This window comes from Pseudoalteromonas sp. T1lg22, from assembly GCF_002964645.1.
Taxonomy (GTDB): Bacteria; Pseudomonadota; Gammaproteobacteria; order Enterobacterales; family Alteromonadaceae; genus Pseudoalteromonas.
Genome location: NZ_PQBY01000016.1, coordinates 576,508 through 589,088, shown reverse-complemented (window position 1 = coordinate 589,088; position 12,581 = coordinate 576,508). Strand labels below are relative to the sequence as shown.

The window sequence follows — 12,581 nt, the reverse complement described above, 5'->3', positions numbered from 1 at the left end:
TCATCTAGCGAACTAGAATCTGCTGTTAGAACTCAATCTGTACGAGTGCCCACACAGATGATTGCTTCATATTTTTAAAGAACGTTGCGACTCGTTGTCGCTGCGGCTTTCACCGCGTTAGGGCTGCGCATTCTACGCTTTCCTGATTTGTTGTCAACACTTAATTTTGAGAAAGTTTTCATTTTTCAAAACTGAAGTTTTATTTGACTCCCTGAGCCGCTAGCGCCTCGCTATGCGTTGCTGCCTGCCGTCTCAGTGGGGTCGCATTATAGGGAGATTCGATTTCGACGCAAGCCCTTTTTTAAAGAAAATTGCTAAAAATAGATCGTTCGCCTAAAAAGCGCCCGATAGACATACTTTTTATACGTTTTTAAGCAAATAATCACCTCGAATAGCTTGGTAAACTAAAGAGGTGGCTCTTTTTCGTACGACTAATGTTTATTACGAACCTTTATTGCGAACCTGGACCCGCCTAGTTAGAGTTAGGGTATTAGTCATACATCAGTGATAGGAACCTGATATGAGCTTACAAAGTTATAAAGATAAATCTCCCCAGGTACACAAATCGGCATACATTCACGAGTCCGCCGTGATCGTGGGCGATGTTGAAATTGCAGAAGACGCCAGCATCTGGCCCTTGGTGGCCGCACGCGGAGACGTTAACTATATGCGTATTGGCAAACGTTCCAATATTCAGGATGGGACCGTGCTTCATCTGACTCGTGCCAGTGCCTCAAACCCGGTAGGTTATCCGCTCATTATTGGTGAGGATGTAACCGTGGGTCACAAAGCCATGTTACACGGATGCCGTCTTGGTAATCGTATCCTGGTCGGCATGGGCGCCATCATTATGGACAACGTGATAGTGGAAGATGATGTGATCATTGGTGGCGGTGCGCTTGTGCCTCCCAACAAAACCTTAGAGTCAGGTTATTTATATGTGGGTAGCCCAGTAAAGCAGGCGCGTCCGTTAAGCGATGAGGAGCGCGCCTTCTTAAAGGTGTCGGCGGATAACTATGTTCGCCTAAAGGATGAATACCTAAACGAGGTTAAGCCAGTGCTTTAATCTGTACTTCGCCTTCTTCACCGAAGGCTTCCTCTTCTATTTGTTGCTCAGCCAACTCTTCATAATCAAAGCGGTGTTCGGCAAAATGCGCCAGAGCATCGCTGCGCTCCTTCACCTTAAGCTCGATAATACAAGGTAAAAGTAGCCCATTAACCATGGCATAAAAGGTAATAACACCATTTTCATATTCGACTCTGTCAACAAATTGAATTGCTTGATTCATTATAATCGCCCCTCTTTTAGCGCTGCTATTATAGGCGCACAATCGGGCATTTGCCCACGCCAAAGTTGATATGCATGGGCAGCCTGCGCCACCAGCATACCCAAACCATCCGCCGTAACTATATTCGGATTGATCTTGGATGCCCAACACATAAAAGATGTGGCCTGCTCTGCATAAAACATATCGTAGGCAAACTGAGCCCCTTCGAGATAGCTGGCCTGTAAGCCAGGTAGCTCACCGGTGACGCTGGAAGATGTTGAATTTATGACAATATCCCAGCTTTGCGTGTTTTGACCTGTTAAGCCCCCATAACTGACGTTTTGGTATTGGCTAATACGTTCTACCAACTGCTTTGCTTTTTCCTCGGTGCGATTGACCACATGCAGTTGCTCAATCCCGGCTTCAAGCAAAGGCAAGGCGGCGCCCTTTGCCGCACCACCTGCGCCAATTAACAACACATGCTTGCCTGCCAGTGAGCCACTCAAGCGCTGCAGATCACTAACTAAACCAATGCCATCCGTGTTATCGCCTTTTAAGCCCCCGCCTTCTTCAAGAATTAAGGTATTTACGGCGCCAGCCAGGCGGGCTCGTTCACTCAGAGTATCAACTAGGGCAAAGGCCTGCTCTTTAAATGGCAGAGTAACATTGGCACCGCAGCCCCCCTGGCTAAAAAACTCGCTGACGCAGTCAACAAAGCCGTCGAGCGGTGCTAAAATGCGCTGATATTCTATTTGTTCACCTAATTGCGCCGCAAAGGCATGGTGAATGAGGGGTGATTTTGAGTGCGCTATGGGGTTACCAAACACCGCGTATTTATCCATTATCCTTTCCTTATATCGAGCGCATCATGAAGCAGTTACTAAAACGCATCTTTAGCAAAGATGCAAAAAATTCTCAGCAAAGTACAGGCGACGTCCACCCTGATGTTGAGCGTACCCCAATACGAACTAATGGGCGGCGAAAAAGGTGCTCGTGCCCTCGCCAATCGATTCTACGACATAATGGCCAGCGATGCGTACGCCAAGCCCTTATATGATATGCATCCGCAGCCATTGGATCGTATTCGCCAGGTATTCTTTGAATTTTTATCTGGTTGGTTAGGTGGCCCGGATCTGTTTGTAGAAAAATATGGTCACCCACGCTTACGTCAGCGTCATATGCCCTTCCCGGTCACTGCCGAGCTTAGAGATCAGTGGATGTACTGTATGAATAAGGCGCTGGATATGGAAGTCGATAATCCGGTGCTACGTGAGGGTTTGCGACAGTCGCTCACCCAGCTGGCGACTCATATGATCAATAGCGACAACTAAAAAACGCGGCCGATGCCGCGTTTTTCTACTTTTATACCCAGTCTTTTGGTTTCAGGTAATGCTCATAGAGTTCTGACTCTGGCGAACCCGGCTCAGGGTTAAAGTCATACTCCCAGCGCGCCAATGGCGGCATCGACATCAATATCGACTCGGTACGCCCACCGGTTTGCAAACCAAACAAGGTGCCTCTATCCCACACCAGGTTAAATTCAACGTAGCGACCACGGCGATACAATTGGAATTGACGCTCTGCCTCGCCATAAGGCGTGTCCTTGCGCTTTGCAATCAAAGGCAGGTATGCATCTAGGTATCCGTTACCCACAGCCTGCATAAAGGCAAAGCTCTTCTCAAAGCCCCATTCGTTAAGATCATCGAAGAAGAGTCCACCCACGCCGCGCGTCTCATCCCGGTGTTTCAGATAGAAGTATTCGTCACACCAGGTTTTATACTTGGGATACACCTCATCACCAAAGGGGGCGCACAGGTCATGGGCAACCTGGTGCCAATGTTTTACATCTTCAAGCTGCGGATAAAAAGGAGTTAAATCAAAACCACCGCCAAACCACCAAATCGGTTCCTCACCCTCTTTCTCGGCAATAAAGAAACGCACATTGGCATGACTGGTGGGAATATGCGGGTTTTTTGGGTGAATCACCAGGGACACACCACAGGCATGGAAGCTTCGGCCGGCTAATTCCGGGCGATGTGCGGTCGCAGATGCGGGCATGGAAGCACCAAATACATGAGAGTAGTTTACGCCACCTTGCTCGATAACATTGCCATCACGGATCACTCGGGTACGACCGCCGCCGCCCTCTTCGCGTTGCCATGCATCTTCAACGAACTGGGCGCCGCCATCGGCTTCTTCCAATCCGGCACAAATCTTATCCTGCAACGCCATTAAGTAGGTTTTAACCTGGGTCAGTAACTCTGAATGCATGCTTATCCTCGAATAATTTGTCCGTTCATGGCGTCTTTGATCACGCTAGGCTGGTCAGCGCCACCCAAGGGCTCATCGACATAAAAGCCAACTTGTTCGCCAAAGGTAGCCTGTCCTTGCGCGATTGACGCAACCGGTTCATGACCGCTTAAGTTAGCGCTGGTAGACACGATTGGGCCACCAAATTCTTGGCATAAGCGCTTAACTGTGGGGTGAGCACTGACGCGCACGGCGATAGAGTCAAACGCGCCGGTAAGCCACTTGGGCGTCGTTGCTGCTGCCGGCATCACCCAGGTCACGGCACCGGGCCACTGCGAAAAAATATCCGCGCGCTTATTCATGGGAATTCGATGATCGGCCACATAAGGAAGTAATTGACCATAGTTGTCGGCGATTAAAATCAGGCCTTTTTCAACCGGGCGTTGTTTGATTGCCAGCAAGGCTTCAACGGCCGCTTGATTCATAGGGTCACAGCCCAAGCCGTATACCGCCTCGGTGGGGTAAAGAATTACTTCGCCCTGTTGCAAACTGCTCAGCGCCGTTTTCGGCTGTTCTGCATCACTCACTGTCCGCTCTCCGCATCATCGGGCTGTTTGTGCCCACAGTTCTTTTGCGGGCATTGTAGCATAGCTCCCTCGGCAAAGTGGCGTTTCATCATGACCGGCCACTGACACTGTTCACAGGTCACCGCAACAGGCGGGTAATTCAGGCTGTATTTGCACTTGGGGTAGACATCACAGGAATAAAAAGCCTTACCATATTTGCTGCTGCGCTGGGTTAAATGACCTTTATTACACTTAGGGCAAGGCGGCAAAGCGCTGTCTCGTTCACTTTGCTCACGTTGATCGGCGATATAGTGACACTCGGGAAAGTTGGTGCAGCCGATAAACATGCCAAAACGGCCATTTTTAACTGCCAAGGGCGCGCTACATTGCGGACAGGGATTATCCTCAAGCACTTTTAGGGTACTGGTATCATGTTGATGCAAGGGGCGAATAAAGTGGCATGTTGGATAACTGGCACAACCTAAAAAGGCACCGGATTTGGAATGACGCATTACCAGCTCGCTGCCACATTCTGGGCATACCTCGTACTCTTTTTCCAACGCGTGTTTATCGGCATTAAATAAAGAATGATCTATTTTCGTCATGCGCACCCAGCCCCTTGGTTAATGTGCGCCCAATATACTCAGACTCCGATGAAGATCAAGCTTAATGCAGGGTCGGATTGGGGTCGTCAAAGATTAAGTCTTCCATCTGCGCATAGGCATGCTCCTGACCAGGCACACTGAGAAGCACCATTAACACCACCCACTTAAGGTCATCCAGGGCTATTTGTGCATGATCTAAGGCCATGGCTCTGTCTATCACCATTTCACGCGTGGTGCCGTTGATCACACCGACCTGCTCTAAAAACAGTAAGAAGCCTTGGCATTGAATATCAAGCTTAATGCTTTCCTCACCTGTGTAGATACGACAGGCTGCGGCTGGGGTTCTATCCAGATACGGACTCTCATCGCTGTGCTGCAACTGTGCCAGTTGCTCAAGCCAATCCAAGGCCTTGTATATTTCCGGGCTGTTAAAACCGGCCTTGAGTAATTCATCGGTAAGCACGCTTTCTTCGACAAAGATTTCGCTTTCGTTATGAATATAGTTTTCAAACAAATACATTAGGATATCAAACATGTCACTCGCCCCCTACTCTGGTATAGCCGCCCGAAGTGCTAATAATGCTGCCTTCGAGTTCTAAGTCTATTAATAGCGTTAATAATTGCGCGATTGGAATTTGCGAGCTCAAAGCTATAGCGTCTATGCTGGTTGGCTCAAAACCAATATGGCGAAGTAAAGTGTTCTCATCCTCTTTTTCTACTCCCTCATTATTTATATATAGACCCTTTTGTTGATAACAACCTAATTCGGCTAACACATCTTCGGCATTTTCCACTAGCGCCGCCCCATGCTTGATCAAAGCATGGCAGCCACGGGAATATGGGTTATTCACCGCCCCGGGCATAGCCATCACCTCACGGTTATAATCCATCGCCAGTTCGGCGGTGATCAGGGAGCCGCTTTTTTGCTCCGCTTCAACGACTAAGGTACCTAGACTTAACCCGGCGATAACCCGGTTGCGACGGGGGAAGTGCTGCGCCCGCGGTTGTGTTCCGGGCAAAAACTCACTAACCAATAGGCCATGTTGGGCAATTTGCTCCCGCAACGCCTTGTTACGACGCGGGTAACATAAATCAACTCCCGTACCCAGCACAGCCAAGGTCGCTCCACCATTATGCAATGCCCCCAGATGGGCGCTGGCATCTATCCCCATGGCCATGCCAGAGGTTACGGCCAGTCCTGCATCACTGAGCTGAGCGGCAAACTCAAAGGCATGGTGCTTCCCACCTATACTCGCCCCTCGGCTGCCGACAATCGCCACCTGAGGCTGGGCCAATAAGCGACTATTGCCTATACAGAATAAAAGTAAGGGTGGGTCGGGCAATTCCTTTAACAACGGCGGATACAAGGTGTTAGCCAGACTGATCACAGCTATGCCCTGATGGCGATACTCGCTCAGCTCTTGTTGCAAGGGTTCAAGTTTAGCTGTGGCCAAATAAGCAGCAATATCGCGGCGCAAGCCAGCTTCAATAAGCACCTCTGCATCGGCGACTAAATCAAGTATGGGAATATGTTGTAGCAAGGTATAAGCGCTACGCAAACCAAGACCCGGCGTGCGCATCAACGCCAGTAGGTTGGCATCGGCTAGAAATAAATCGGCCTCTGAAGAGGCCGATAGATTAGATTCACTCTGTGTCATGCTCCCTCCTTGAGCACGACCCAAAAGCTTGTTACGGAAAGCGTTAGTTAGTCAACGCTTATAAGATCTCCGACACGTATGGGTCGTAATGTTTTGGTAATGATGGCATAGCTTACACGGTCTTGAACTTTAAGAACCATAAGCTCACCCACCTTTTCCTTGGGCATATGCCAGGTCTTGTTATCCGCATCCTCTTCCAAGCCCATGCCTTCTTCCATATTCGACATAAACTTATCGTAGGTACTGGAGTCTTCTTTATATTGAGGACCATCGCGACCATCGATTACTGTGGGTGACTGACGGCGGATATCAAACATGTGACCCGCTTTAACTTCGTCTACTAAACCACGGTTTAGCACCACAATATCCATCTGGCTAAATTCACGAAGCTGATTAGATGAAGCGATGATTTCACCATCAATGTCAGTCTCGGGACGGCGCATCTGGAAAGATGCAGGCAAACTTTGACCCTGGTTAACCGGCATTAAGAAATCACCGGCATTAATTTCGCGCTTAACACCATCAACGAAGATGGACGCAGGCACACCAGAGTTTACATCGCCGCTGCGGAACGCCTTGGCGGTGGCCACAAGTTTCACCTCATAACCCAACAGCTCATCGGTCTGAGGGTCAATATAAGGGCGGTTCTTGTGATAGATGGCATAACTACTGTTACGCTCCAGGTCACCTTTCACGTAAAGAATATGACCCTGAGTAGAGCGTTTCACATTCTCGTTGGCACCCAGCACATAAGGTTGAGCATTAATCTGCTCTTCACTTAGCGCTTGTTCGTAAGTCAAAAACGGGCGCAGCAGCTCCAACGACAAAGTTGGTAGTGCGTCTCGCTTCAATGTCTTGCGACCATGTGGCGATAGTTTCTGATAGTTGTCCGGGCGTTTAACCACTAAGCGCGGTCGCCCTTGGGCGTCGTACACTAGATACAGTGTATCGCCAGGGTAAATAAGGTGAGGGTTATCAATTTGTGGGTTCATTTGCCAAAGCTCTGGCCACAGCCAAGGCTTATCCAAATAAATAGCAGAGATATCCCATAGTGTATCTCCCTTCTTCACCACATATTGTTCCGGTGCGTCGTTTTTGACTGCTAAAACATCTGCTAATGATGGAAAAGCAACCGCAAGAGCAAATACGGCAGCTGATAGCTGTTTAATCATTGTAATGAGCTTCCTAAAGCTTGTTTTATTATATTTATTACCCAATAACCTGTTAAAGGTGCACACGAATGGCTAAAATAAAAACATAACACAATACCTGATATTTAGCACAATTTTTAATAAGGCAATTATGGCACTTTTAGAAGTACTTAGGTTCCCAGATGAACGTTTACGCACGATTGCAGCACCTGTCGAACAAGTGGATGACAGCATTCGTAGCATTACAGAAGACATGTTAGCCACCATGTATGACGAAAATGGTATCGGTTTAGCTGCAACGCAAGTCGATATTCACCAACGCATTGTGGTTATTGATGTTTCTGAGGAACGTGATGAGCCTCTGATCCTTATCAACCCTGAGATCACGCACAAAAACGGCTCTACCGTTAGCGAAGAAGGATGCCTGTCAGTTCCCCATTCGTATGCCAAGGTTGATCGCGCCGAAACCGTAACCGTAAAAGCCCTGAATGCCCAAGGCGAAGAGTTTACTTTGGACGCCGATGGCTTATTGGCCATCTGTATTCAACACGAATTAGATCACCTAATTGGTAAGTTATTTATTGATTACTTGTCGCCGCTAAAACGTCAGCGTATTCGTAAAAAGCTTGAAAAAGAAGCCCGTCTGGCCGCTAAAGCTTAATTACAAGGAATCACAGTGACACAAGCCCTTCGCATCGTATTTGCCGGTACACCGGACTTTGCTGCACGCCATTTGCAGGCATTAATCGACTCAGACCATGAGGTGGTTGGCGTATACAGCCAGCCGGATCGCCCCGCCGGACGTGGTAAAAAACTCAAAGCCAGTGAGGTAAAGACCCTGGCTCTAGAGCACGACCTCCCGGTGTTTCAGCCAGCCAGCCTGAAAAGTGAAGAAGCGCAGCAGCAACTCGCCGCATTAAATGCCGATATCATGGTGGTAGTCGCCTACGGCTTGCTGCTGCCTAAAAGCATTTTAGAGACGCCAAAACTTGGTTGTATCAATGTCCATGGCTCGATTCTGCCGCGTTGGCGCGGTGCCGCACCGATACAAAGAGCGATTTGGGCCGGCGACGCAGAAACCGGTGTAACCATAATGCAGATGGACGAAGGCCTGGATACCGGTGACATGCTCAGCATTAGCCGCTGTGCCATAGATGCCAAGGAAACCTCGGCCTCGCTCTACGCTAAATTGGCGGAGCTTGGCCCCTCGGCACTGATAGAAACATTGGCCAACATAGAAAGCATCACTCCGCAGCAGCAAGATGAGCAACGCGCCAACTATGCGCACAAGCTCTCCAAACAAGAAGCCCTGCTGGATTGGCAACAGGAAGCGGTGCAGTTAGAGCGCAATATTCGCGCCTTTAACCCCTGGCCGGTCAGTTATACGGAAATGGCCGGTAATACGGTGAAGGTATGGCAAGCCGAGGTGGTTGCCGAACAAGGCACGCCAGGCACCATTTTACGCGCCGACAAAAGTGGCATAGTGATCGCCTGTGCGACCGACGCTCTAAAAATAACTCAGCTACAGCCTCAAGGTAAGAAACCTATGTCGAGCCAGGATTTCCTTAACGGCCGTGCCGATTGGGTCACAGTTAGCAGTTCATTAGCCACTGCGGATAATCAAGGTGAGTAATGTTCGCGCCCAGGCGGCGCACACCCTTTACCAGGTAGTCGACAAAGGTATTTCTCTGTCTGTGGCCCTGCCCAGATACAGCCGCGATCTAAGCCCGCAAGACAAGGCGCTGATGCAACAAATGTGCTTCGGCGTTTTACGTTATTTGCCAAGCCTGGAGTTTTATTGTCAGCAATTGCTTGAAAAGCCATTGAAAGGCAAAAGCCGGGTTTATCAATTTCTGCTCTACGTTGGCTTATATCAATTGCAATATATGCGCGTGCCCGAGCATGCCGCCGTGGCCGAAACGGTCAACGCCCTAAAGTCCATGCGTGCGGTGGGCCTCAAAGGCCTGGTTAACGCCGTGCTACGCACCTTTCAACGCCAACAACAAGGTCTGGAAGAGCAAGCGGAACAAATTGATGCCTGCAAATACAATCACCCGGGCTGGTTGATTAAAAAGCTACAGCGTGATTACCCAGAGCAATGGCAAGATATTATCGAAGAAAATCAGCAACAGGCGCCCATGTGGCTAAGAGCGAATAATCGCCTGAATAACCGCGACGCCTATGCCGACAAGCTGTTTGATAAAAGCATAGGCTTTAGCATAGATGAAGCCTTCCAAGATGCTATCCGCCTCGATAAGGCCATGGATGTATTTGCCCTGCCCGAGTTCGAGCGCGGCGCCTGTTCGGTACAGGATGCAGCAGCCCAGCAGGCAGCAAGGCTTCTGGACCCACAGGACGGTGAACTTATTCTCGATGCCTGTGCAGCGCCCGGTGGCAAAACCTGTCATATTCTCGAGCTTGCCGATGCCCGTGTCGTCGCTCTTGATGCCGATGCCCAGCGTCTTGAACGCGTTAATGAAAACCTAGAGCGAATCGGTTTAAACGCCGAATTAATCTGCGCTCAGGCGGAGCAAACCGAGCAATGGTATCAGGGCGAGCAGTTCGACCGTATTCTCCTCGATGTGCCCTGTTCGGCCACCGGGGTGATCCGCCGTCATCCGGATATCAAGTGGCTGCGTCGCGGCAGCGATATCGATGAATTGGCACAATTGCAAGCAAGCATACTTGAAGCCATCTGGCCGCTATTGAAATCCGGCGGTACTCTGGTTTACGCCACCTGTTCGGTATTAAGCGAGGAAAACCAATCGCAAATACGGGCATTTTTGGCCAAACATGGTGACGCCAGGCATATAGCGTTGCATGATAAGGATACCGAGCAGCAGCCGGGTTGGCAGTTGTTGCCGGGTGAAACCGATGGTTTTTACTACGCAAAAATAATAAAGCAGTGACATAGTCATGAAAATTATCATCTTAGGTGCAGGCCAGGTTGGCGGCACATTGGCGGAAAACTTAGTGGGTGAGCAAAACGAGATCACCGTGGTCGATATCGACGGTGACCGCTTGCGAGAGCTGCAAGACAAATATGACTTGCAAGGCGTAAATGGCCACAGCGCTCACCCCGATGTGCTGCGCAAGGCCGGCGCCGAAGATGCGGATATGATCATCGCCGTGACTAGCTCCGACGAAGTGAACATGGTGGCCTGTCAGGTTGCCTACAGTATCTTTAACACCCCGACTAAAATTGCGCGGATCCGCTCGGAGCAATACTTACGTTATCGCCAGCAGTTATTCCACAATGATGACCTGCCCGTTGATCACTACATAGCTCCCGAGGCTCTGGTCACCAAGTATATTCGCCGCTTAATCGACTACCCTGGCGCCCTGCAGGTGTTGCAGTTTGCCGACGGTAAACTGTCCTTGGTGGCGGTTAAGGCCTACTACGGCGGTATGCTGGTTGGTTATGCGCTCTCAGCGTTAAAGGAACATATTCCCAACGTGGAAACCCGGGTTGCCGCCATTTACCGTCAGGGTAAGGCCATCAAGCCGCTGGGAACTACGGTTATCGAAGCCGATGATGAAGTCTTCTTTATCGCCGCAACCAAGCATATTCGCGCGGTAATGAGCGAGCTGCAAAAGCTGGAACGCTCATATAAAAAGATCATGATTGCCGGCGGCGGTAATATAGGCGCAGGCCTGGCTCGCTCACTGGAGAAAAACCACAGCGTCAAACTGCTGGAGCGCAACCCTATGCGGGCCGAGCAGCTCTCGGAAATGCTTGATGATACTGTGGTTTTCTGTGGTGACGCCTCGGATCAGGAGCTGTTGTCAGAAGAGCATATCGAGCAGGTAGATGTCTTTATCGCCGTGACCAACGATGATGAAGCGAATATCATGTCGGCCATGCTGGCCAAGCGCATGGGTGCGCAAAAAACCATGGTGCTAATTCAGCGCGGTGCCTATGTGGATCTGGTTCAAGGTGGTGAGATAGATATTGCCATTTCGCCGCAACAGGCGACCATTTCGGCCCTGTTAACCCATGTTCGCCGTGGTGATATAGTGAACGTTTACTCACTGCGTAAGGGCGCTGCTGAAGCCATTGAGGCTGTGGCCCATGGCGATGAAAACACCTCAAAGGTGGTGGGTCGTGCCATTAGTGAAATCAAACTCCCTTCGGGCACTACCATTGGCGCCATAGTGCGTAATGATGATGTACTTATCGCCCATGACGATACCGTGATTCAAAGCGGCGACCATGTGATCATGTTCTTGATCGACAAAAAGCATATTCATGTAGTCGAGAAGCTCTTCCAGGTCAGCGCCATGTTCTTATAAGCAAAAAAAAGCAGCTTTAGTTGGAAACTAAATGCTGCTTTTTGCTTCTCTAATGGATTTAGGTGTTTACTCAATATTGGCAAACTCTTCTGGCGATAGCTCGCCGTTACCATCAATATCAAGCTCATCGAACTTAGCCATTACTTCGGCATCGGCACTCGCTTCTTCCTTACTGATGCTGCCGTTACCGTCCACATCAAGAGATTCAAACGTCGCGCCCGAACCTGCAAATGCAGTCGAAGAAGATGCCAAAATAGCCATTGCTAGTAGTGTATTGGTCGTTTTCATAACTTGCTCCAAATATTCAAAAAGTAAACTTACTGAGCTGTTGCGAATTCTTGCTCGCTCAGCTGGCCGTCTTTGTTGCTGTCCAAGTCCTTAAACCTCTTGCATTAGTTCAGGATATTGAGCCGCTTCTTCCATGCTGATAGCGCCATCGCTATCTACGTCCACAGTGTTAAATTCCAAGTCCATCGCGAATGCAGACGATGCACTGACTAAGCCGATTAAGGCGATTGCTTTAGAGGTCTTATTCATTGTTAACTCCCTGTGTTATTTCGCTTTAGCGAACTCTTCTTGAGACAGCTCGCCATCTACGTTTGTGTCTAAGTCTTTGAACTGGCTGATTAGCTCTGGGTGCTTTGATGCTTCTTCCATGCTAATGGCGCCATTGCCGTCACTGTCTACCGTGGCAAAGTCAGCTGCTAAGGCAAAGGCCGCAGAAGAACCGACAAGGGCGCATAAGGCTAAAATGTGCTTTGATTTTTTCATCATTATCTCCTACTGATCA

Annotated in this window: 16 protein-coding genes and 1 pseudogene; 6 read left to right on the top strand and 11 right to left on the bottom strand. The window is 49.4% G+C overall.

Annotated features, from left to right (window positions below):
• Positions 1-520: 520 nt before the first annotated feature.
• Positions 521-1,066 carry a gamma carbonic anhydrase family protein gene (locus tag C2M24_RS12430; RefSeq protein ID WP_105215214.1) on the top strand — a complete coding sequence of 182 codons (546 nt, stop codon included), beginning with the start codon at positions 521-523 and terminating at the stop codon, positions 1,064-1,066.
• Here the strand turns inward: C2M24_RS12430 and C2M24_RS12425 are convergent.
• The gene (locus tag C2M24_RS12425; RefSeq protein ID WP_105188779.1) at positions 1,050-1,289 is read right to left on the bottom strand and encodes a DUF1488 family protein; all 240 of its coding nucleotides are present in this window, start codon (positions 1,287-1,289) and stop codon (positions 1,050-1,052) included. The genes C2M24_RS12430 and C2M24_RS12425 overlap by 17 nt on opposite strands.
• Positions 1,289-2,110, bottom strand: a complete 822-nt coding sequence (gene aroE / locus C2M24_RS12420) for a shikimate dehydrogenase (protein ID WP_105215212.1) — start codon at positions 2,108-2,110, stop codon at positions 1,289-1,291. The genes C2M24_RS12425 and aroE overlap by 1 nt, the downstream gene beginning before the upstream one ends.
• A 26-nt stretch (positions 2,111-2,136) precedes the next feature.
• Between aroE and C2M24_RS12415 the strand changes: the two are divergent.
• A pseudogene (locus C2M24_RS12415) lies at positions 2,137-2,599 on the top strand (group II truncated hemoglobin).
• A gap of 31 nt (positions 2,600-2,630) precedes the next feature.
• Here C2M24_RS12415 and hemF read toward each other — a convergent pair.
• The 6 genes from hemF to C2M24_RS12385 all read right to left on the bottom strand — a co-directional run bounded on the left by hemF (position 2,631) and on the right by C2M24_RS12385 (position 7,519).
• Positions 2,631-3,539 (bottom strand): oxygen-dependent coproporphyrinogen oxidase, encoded by a 909-nt coding sequence (hemF, locus tag C2M24_RS12410; protein ID WP_105215209.1) that lies wholly within the window; start codon positions 3,537-3,539, stop codon positions 2,631-2,633.
• Between the two features lie 2 nt (positions 3,540-3,541).
• Entirely contained in the window at positions 3,542-4,105 is a 564-nt protein-coding gene (locus C2M24_RS12405) for a Sua5/YciO/YrdC/YwlC family protein (protein ID WP_105215207.1), read from the bottom strand.
• Positions 4,102-4,689, bottom strand: a complete 588-nt coding sequence (locus C2M24_RS12400; protein ID WP_105215205.1) for a DNA topoisomerase family protein — start codon at positions 4,687-4,689, stop codon at positions 4,102-4,104. Before C2M24_RS12400 ends, C2M24_RS12405 begins: the two co-directional genes overlap by 4 nt.
• 61 nt (positions 4,690-4,750) lie before the next feature.
• The gene (locus tag C2M24_RS12395; protein ID WP_105201215.1) at positions 4,751-5,224 is read right to left on the bottom strand and encodes a DUF494 family protein; all 474 of its coding nucleotides are present in this window, start codon (positions 5,222-5,224) and stop codon (positions 4,751-4,753) included.
• 1 nt (position 5,225) lies between these two features.
• Positions 5,226-6,347 (bottom strand): DNA-processing protein DprA, encoded by a 1,122-nt coding sequence (gene dprA, locus C2M24_RS12390; RefSeq protein ID WP_233999546.1) that lies wholly within the window; start codon positions 6,345-6,347, stop codon positions 5,226-5,228.
• Positions 6,348-6,394: 47 nt separating this feature from the next.
• Complete coding sequence (locus tag C2M24_RS12385; protein WP_105201214.1) at positions 6,395-7,519, bottom strand: LysM peptidoglycan-binding domain-containing protein; 1,125 nt, start codon at positions 7,517-7,519, stop codon at positions 6,395-6,397.
• Positions 7,520-7,649: 130 nt separating this feature from the next.
• On the opposite strand from C2M24_RS12385, the gene def reads away from it, so the two are divergent.
• The 4 genes from def to trkA are packed head-to-tail and all read left to right on the top strand — an operon-like array spanning position 7,650 to position 11,791.
• Positions 7,650-8,159 carry a peptide deformylase gene (gene def, locus C2M24_RS12380; protein ID WP_105201213.1) on the top strand — a complete coding sequence of 170 codons (510 nt, stop codon included), beginning with the start codon at positions 7,650-7,652 and terminating at the stop codon, positions 8,157-8,159.
• Between the two features lie 15 nt (positions 8,160-8,174).
• Complete coding sequence (gene fmt / locus C2M24_RS12375; RefSeq protein WP_105215203.1) at positions 8,175-9,131, top strand: methionyl-tRNA formyltransferase; 957 nt, start codon at positions 8,175-8,177, stop codon at positions 9,129-9,131.
• Positions 9,115-10,407 (top strand): 16S rRNA (cytosine(967)-C(5))-methyltransferase RsmB, encoded by a 1,293-nt coding sequence (gene rsmB, locus C2M24_RS12370; protein ID WP_105215201.1) that lies wholly within the window; start codon positions 9,115-9,117, stop codon positions 10,405-10,407. The genes fmt and rsmB overlap by 17 nt, the downstream gene beginning before the upstream one ends.
• A gap of 7 nt (positions 10,408-10,414) precedes the next feature.
• Complete coding sequence (gene trkA, locus C2M24_RS12365; protein ID WP_105201210.1) at positions 10,415-11,791, top strand: Trk system potassium transporter TrkA; 1,377 nt, start codon at positions 10,415-10,417, stop codon at positions 11,789-11,791.
• 66 nt (positions 11,792-11,857) lie between these two features.
• On the opposite strand, the gene C2M24_RS12360 is transcribed toward trkA, so the two are convergent.
• From C2M24_RS12360 to C2M24_RS12350, 3 genes are all read right to left on the bottom strand, one after another.
• Positions 11,858-12,079 (bottom strand): EF-hand domain-containing protein, encoded by a 222-nt coding sequence (locus C2M24_RS12360; protein WP_105201209.1) that lies wholly within the window; start codon positions 12,077-12,079, stop codon positions 11,858-11,860.
• A gap of 90 nt (positions 12,080-12,169) precedes the next feature.
• The gene (locus C2M24_RS12355; RefSeq protein ID WP_105215199.1) at positions 12,170-12,328 is read right to left on the bottom strand and encodes a calmodulin; all 159 of its coding nucleotides are present in this window, start codon (positions 12,326-12,328) and stop codon (positions 12,170-12,172) included.
• A gap of 15 nt (positions 12,329-12,343) precedes the next feature.
• Positions 12,344-12,562, bottom strand: a complete 219-nt coding sequence (locus C2M24_RS12350) for a calmodulin (protein WP_105201207.1) — start codon at positions 12,560-12,562, stop codon at positions 12,344-12,346.
• Positions 12,563-12,581 lie beyond the last annotated feature (19 nt).

Bases quoted from the DNA above. Each gene is read 5' to 3' on its own strand.
- C2M24_RS12430 (WP_105215214.1), top strand. From the start codon at position 521: ATGAGCTTACAAAGTTATAAAGATAAATCTCCCCAGGTACACAAATCG.
- C2M24_RS12425 (WP_105188779.1), bottom strand. From the start codon at position 1,289: ATGAATCAAGCAATTCAATTTGTTGACAGAGTCGAATATGAAAATGGT.
- aroE (WP_105215212.1), bottom strand. From the start codon at position 2,110: ATGGATAAATACGCGGTGTTTGGTAACCCCATAGCGCACTCAAAATCA.
- hemF (WP_105215209.1), bottom strand. From the start codon at position 3,539: ATGCATTCAGAGTTACTGACCCAGGTTAAAACCTACTTAATGGCGTTG.
- C2M24_RS12400 (WP_105215205.1), bottom strand. From the start codon at position 4,689: ATGACGAAAATAGATCATTCTTTATTTAATGCCGATAAACACGCGTTG.
- C2M24_RS12395 (WP_105201215.1), bottom strand. From the start codon at position 5,224: ATGTTTGATATCCTAATGTATTTGTTTGAAAACTATATTCATAACGAA.
- dprA (WP_233999546.1), bottom strand. From the start codon at position 6,347: ATGACACAGAGTGAATCTAATCTATCGGCCTCTTCAGAGGCCGATTTA.
- C2M24_RS12385 (WP_105201214.1), bottom strand. From the start codon at position 7,519: ATGATTAAACAGCTATCAGCTGCCGTATTTGCTCTTGCGGTTGCTTTT.
- def (WP_105201213.1), top strand. From the start codon at position 7,650: ATGGCACTTTTAGAAGTACTTAGGTTCCCAGATGAACGTTTACGCACG.
- trkA (WP_105201210.1), top strand. From the start codon at position 10,415: ATGAAAATTATCATCTTAGGTGCAGGCCAGGTTGGCGGCACATTGGCG.
- C2M24_RS12360 (WP_105201209.1), bottom strand. From the start codon at position 12,079: ATGAAAACGACCAATACACTACTAGCAATGGCTATTTTGGCATCTTCT.
- C2M24_RS12355 (WP_105215199.1), bottom strand. From the start codon at position 12,328: ATGAATAAGACCTCTAAAGCAATCGCCTTAATCGGCTTAGTCAGTGCA.
- C2M24_RS12350 (WP_105201207.1), bottom strand. From the start codon at position 12,562: ATGAAAAAATCAAAGCACATTTTAGCCTTATGCGCCCTTGTCGGTTCT.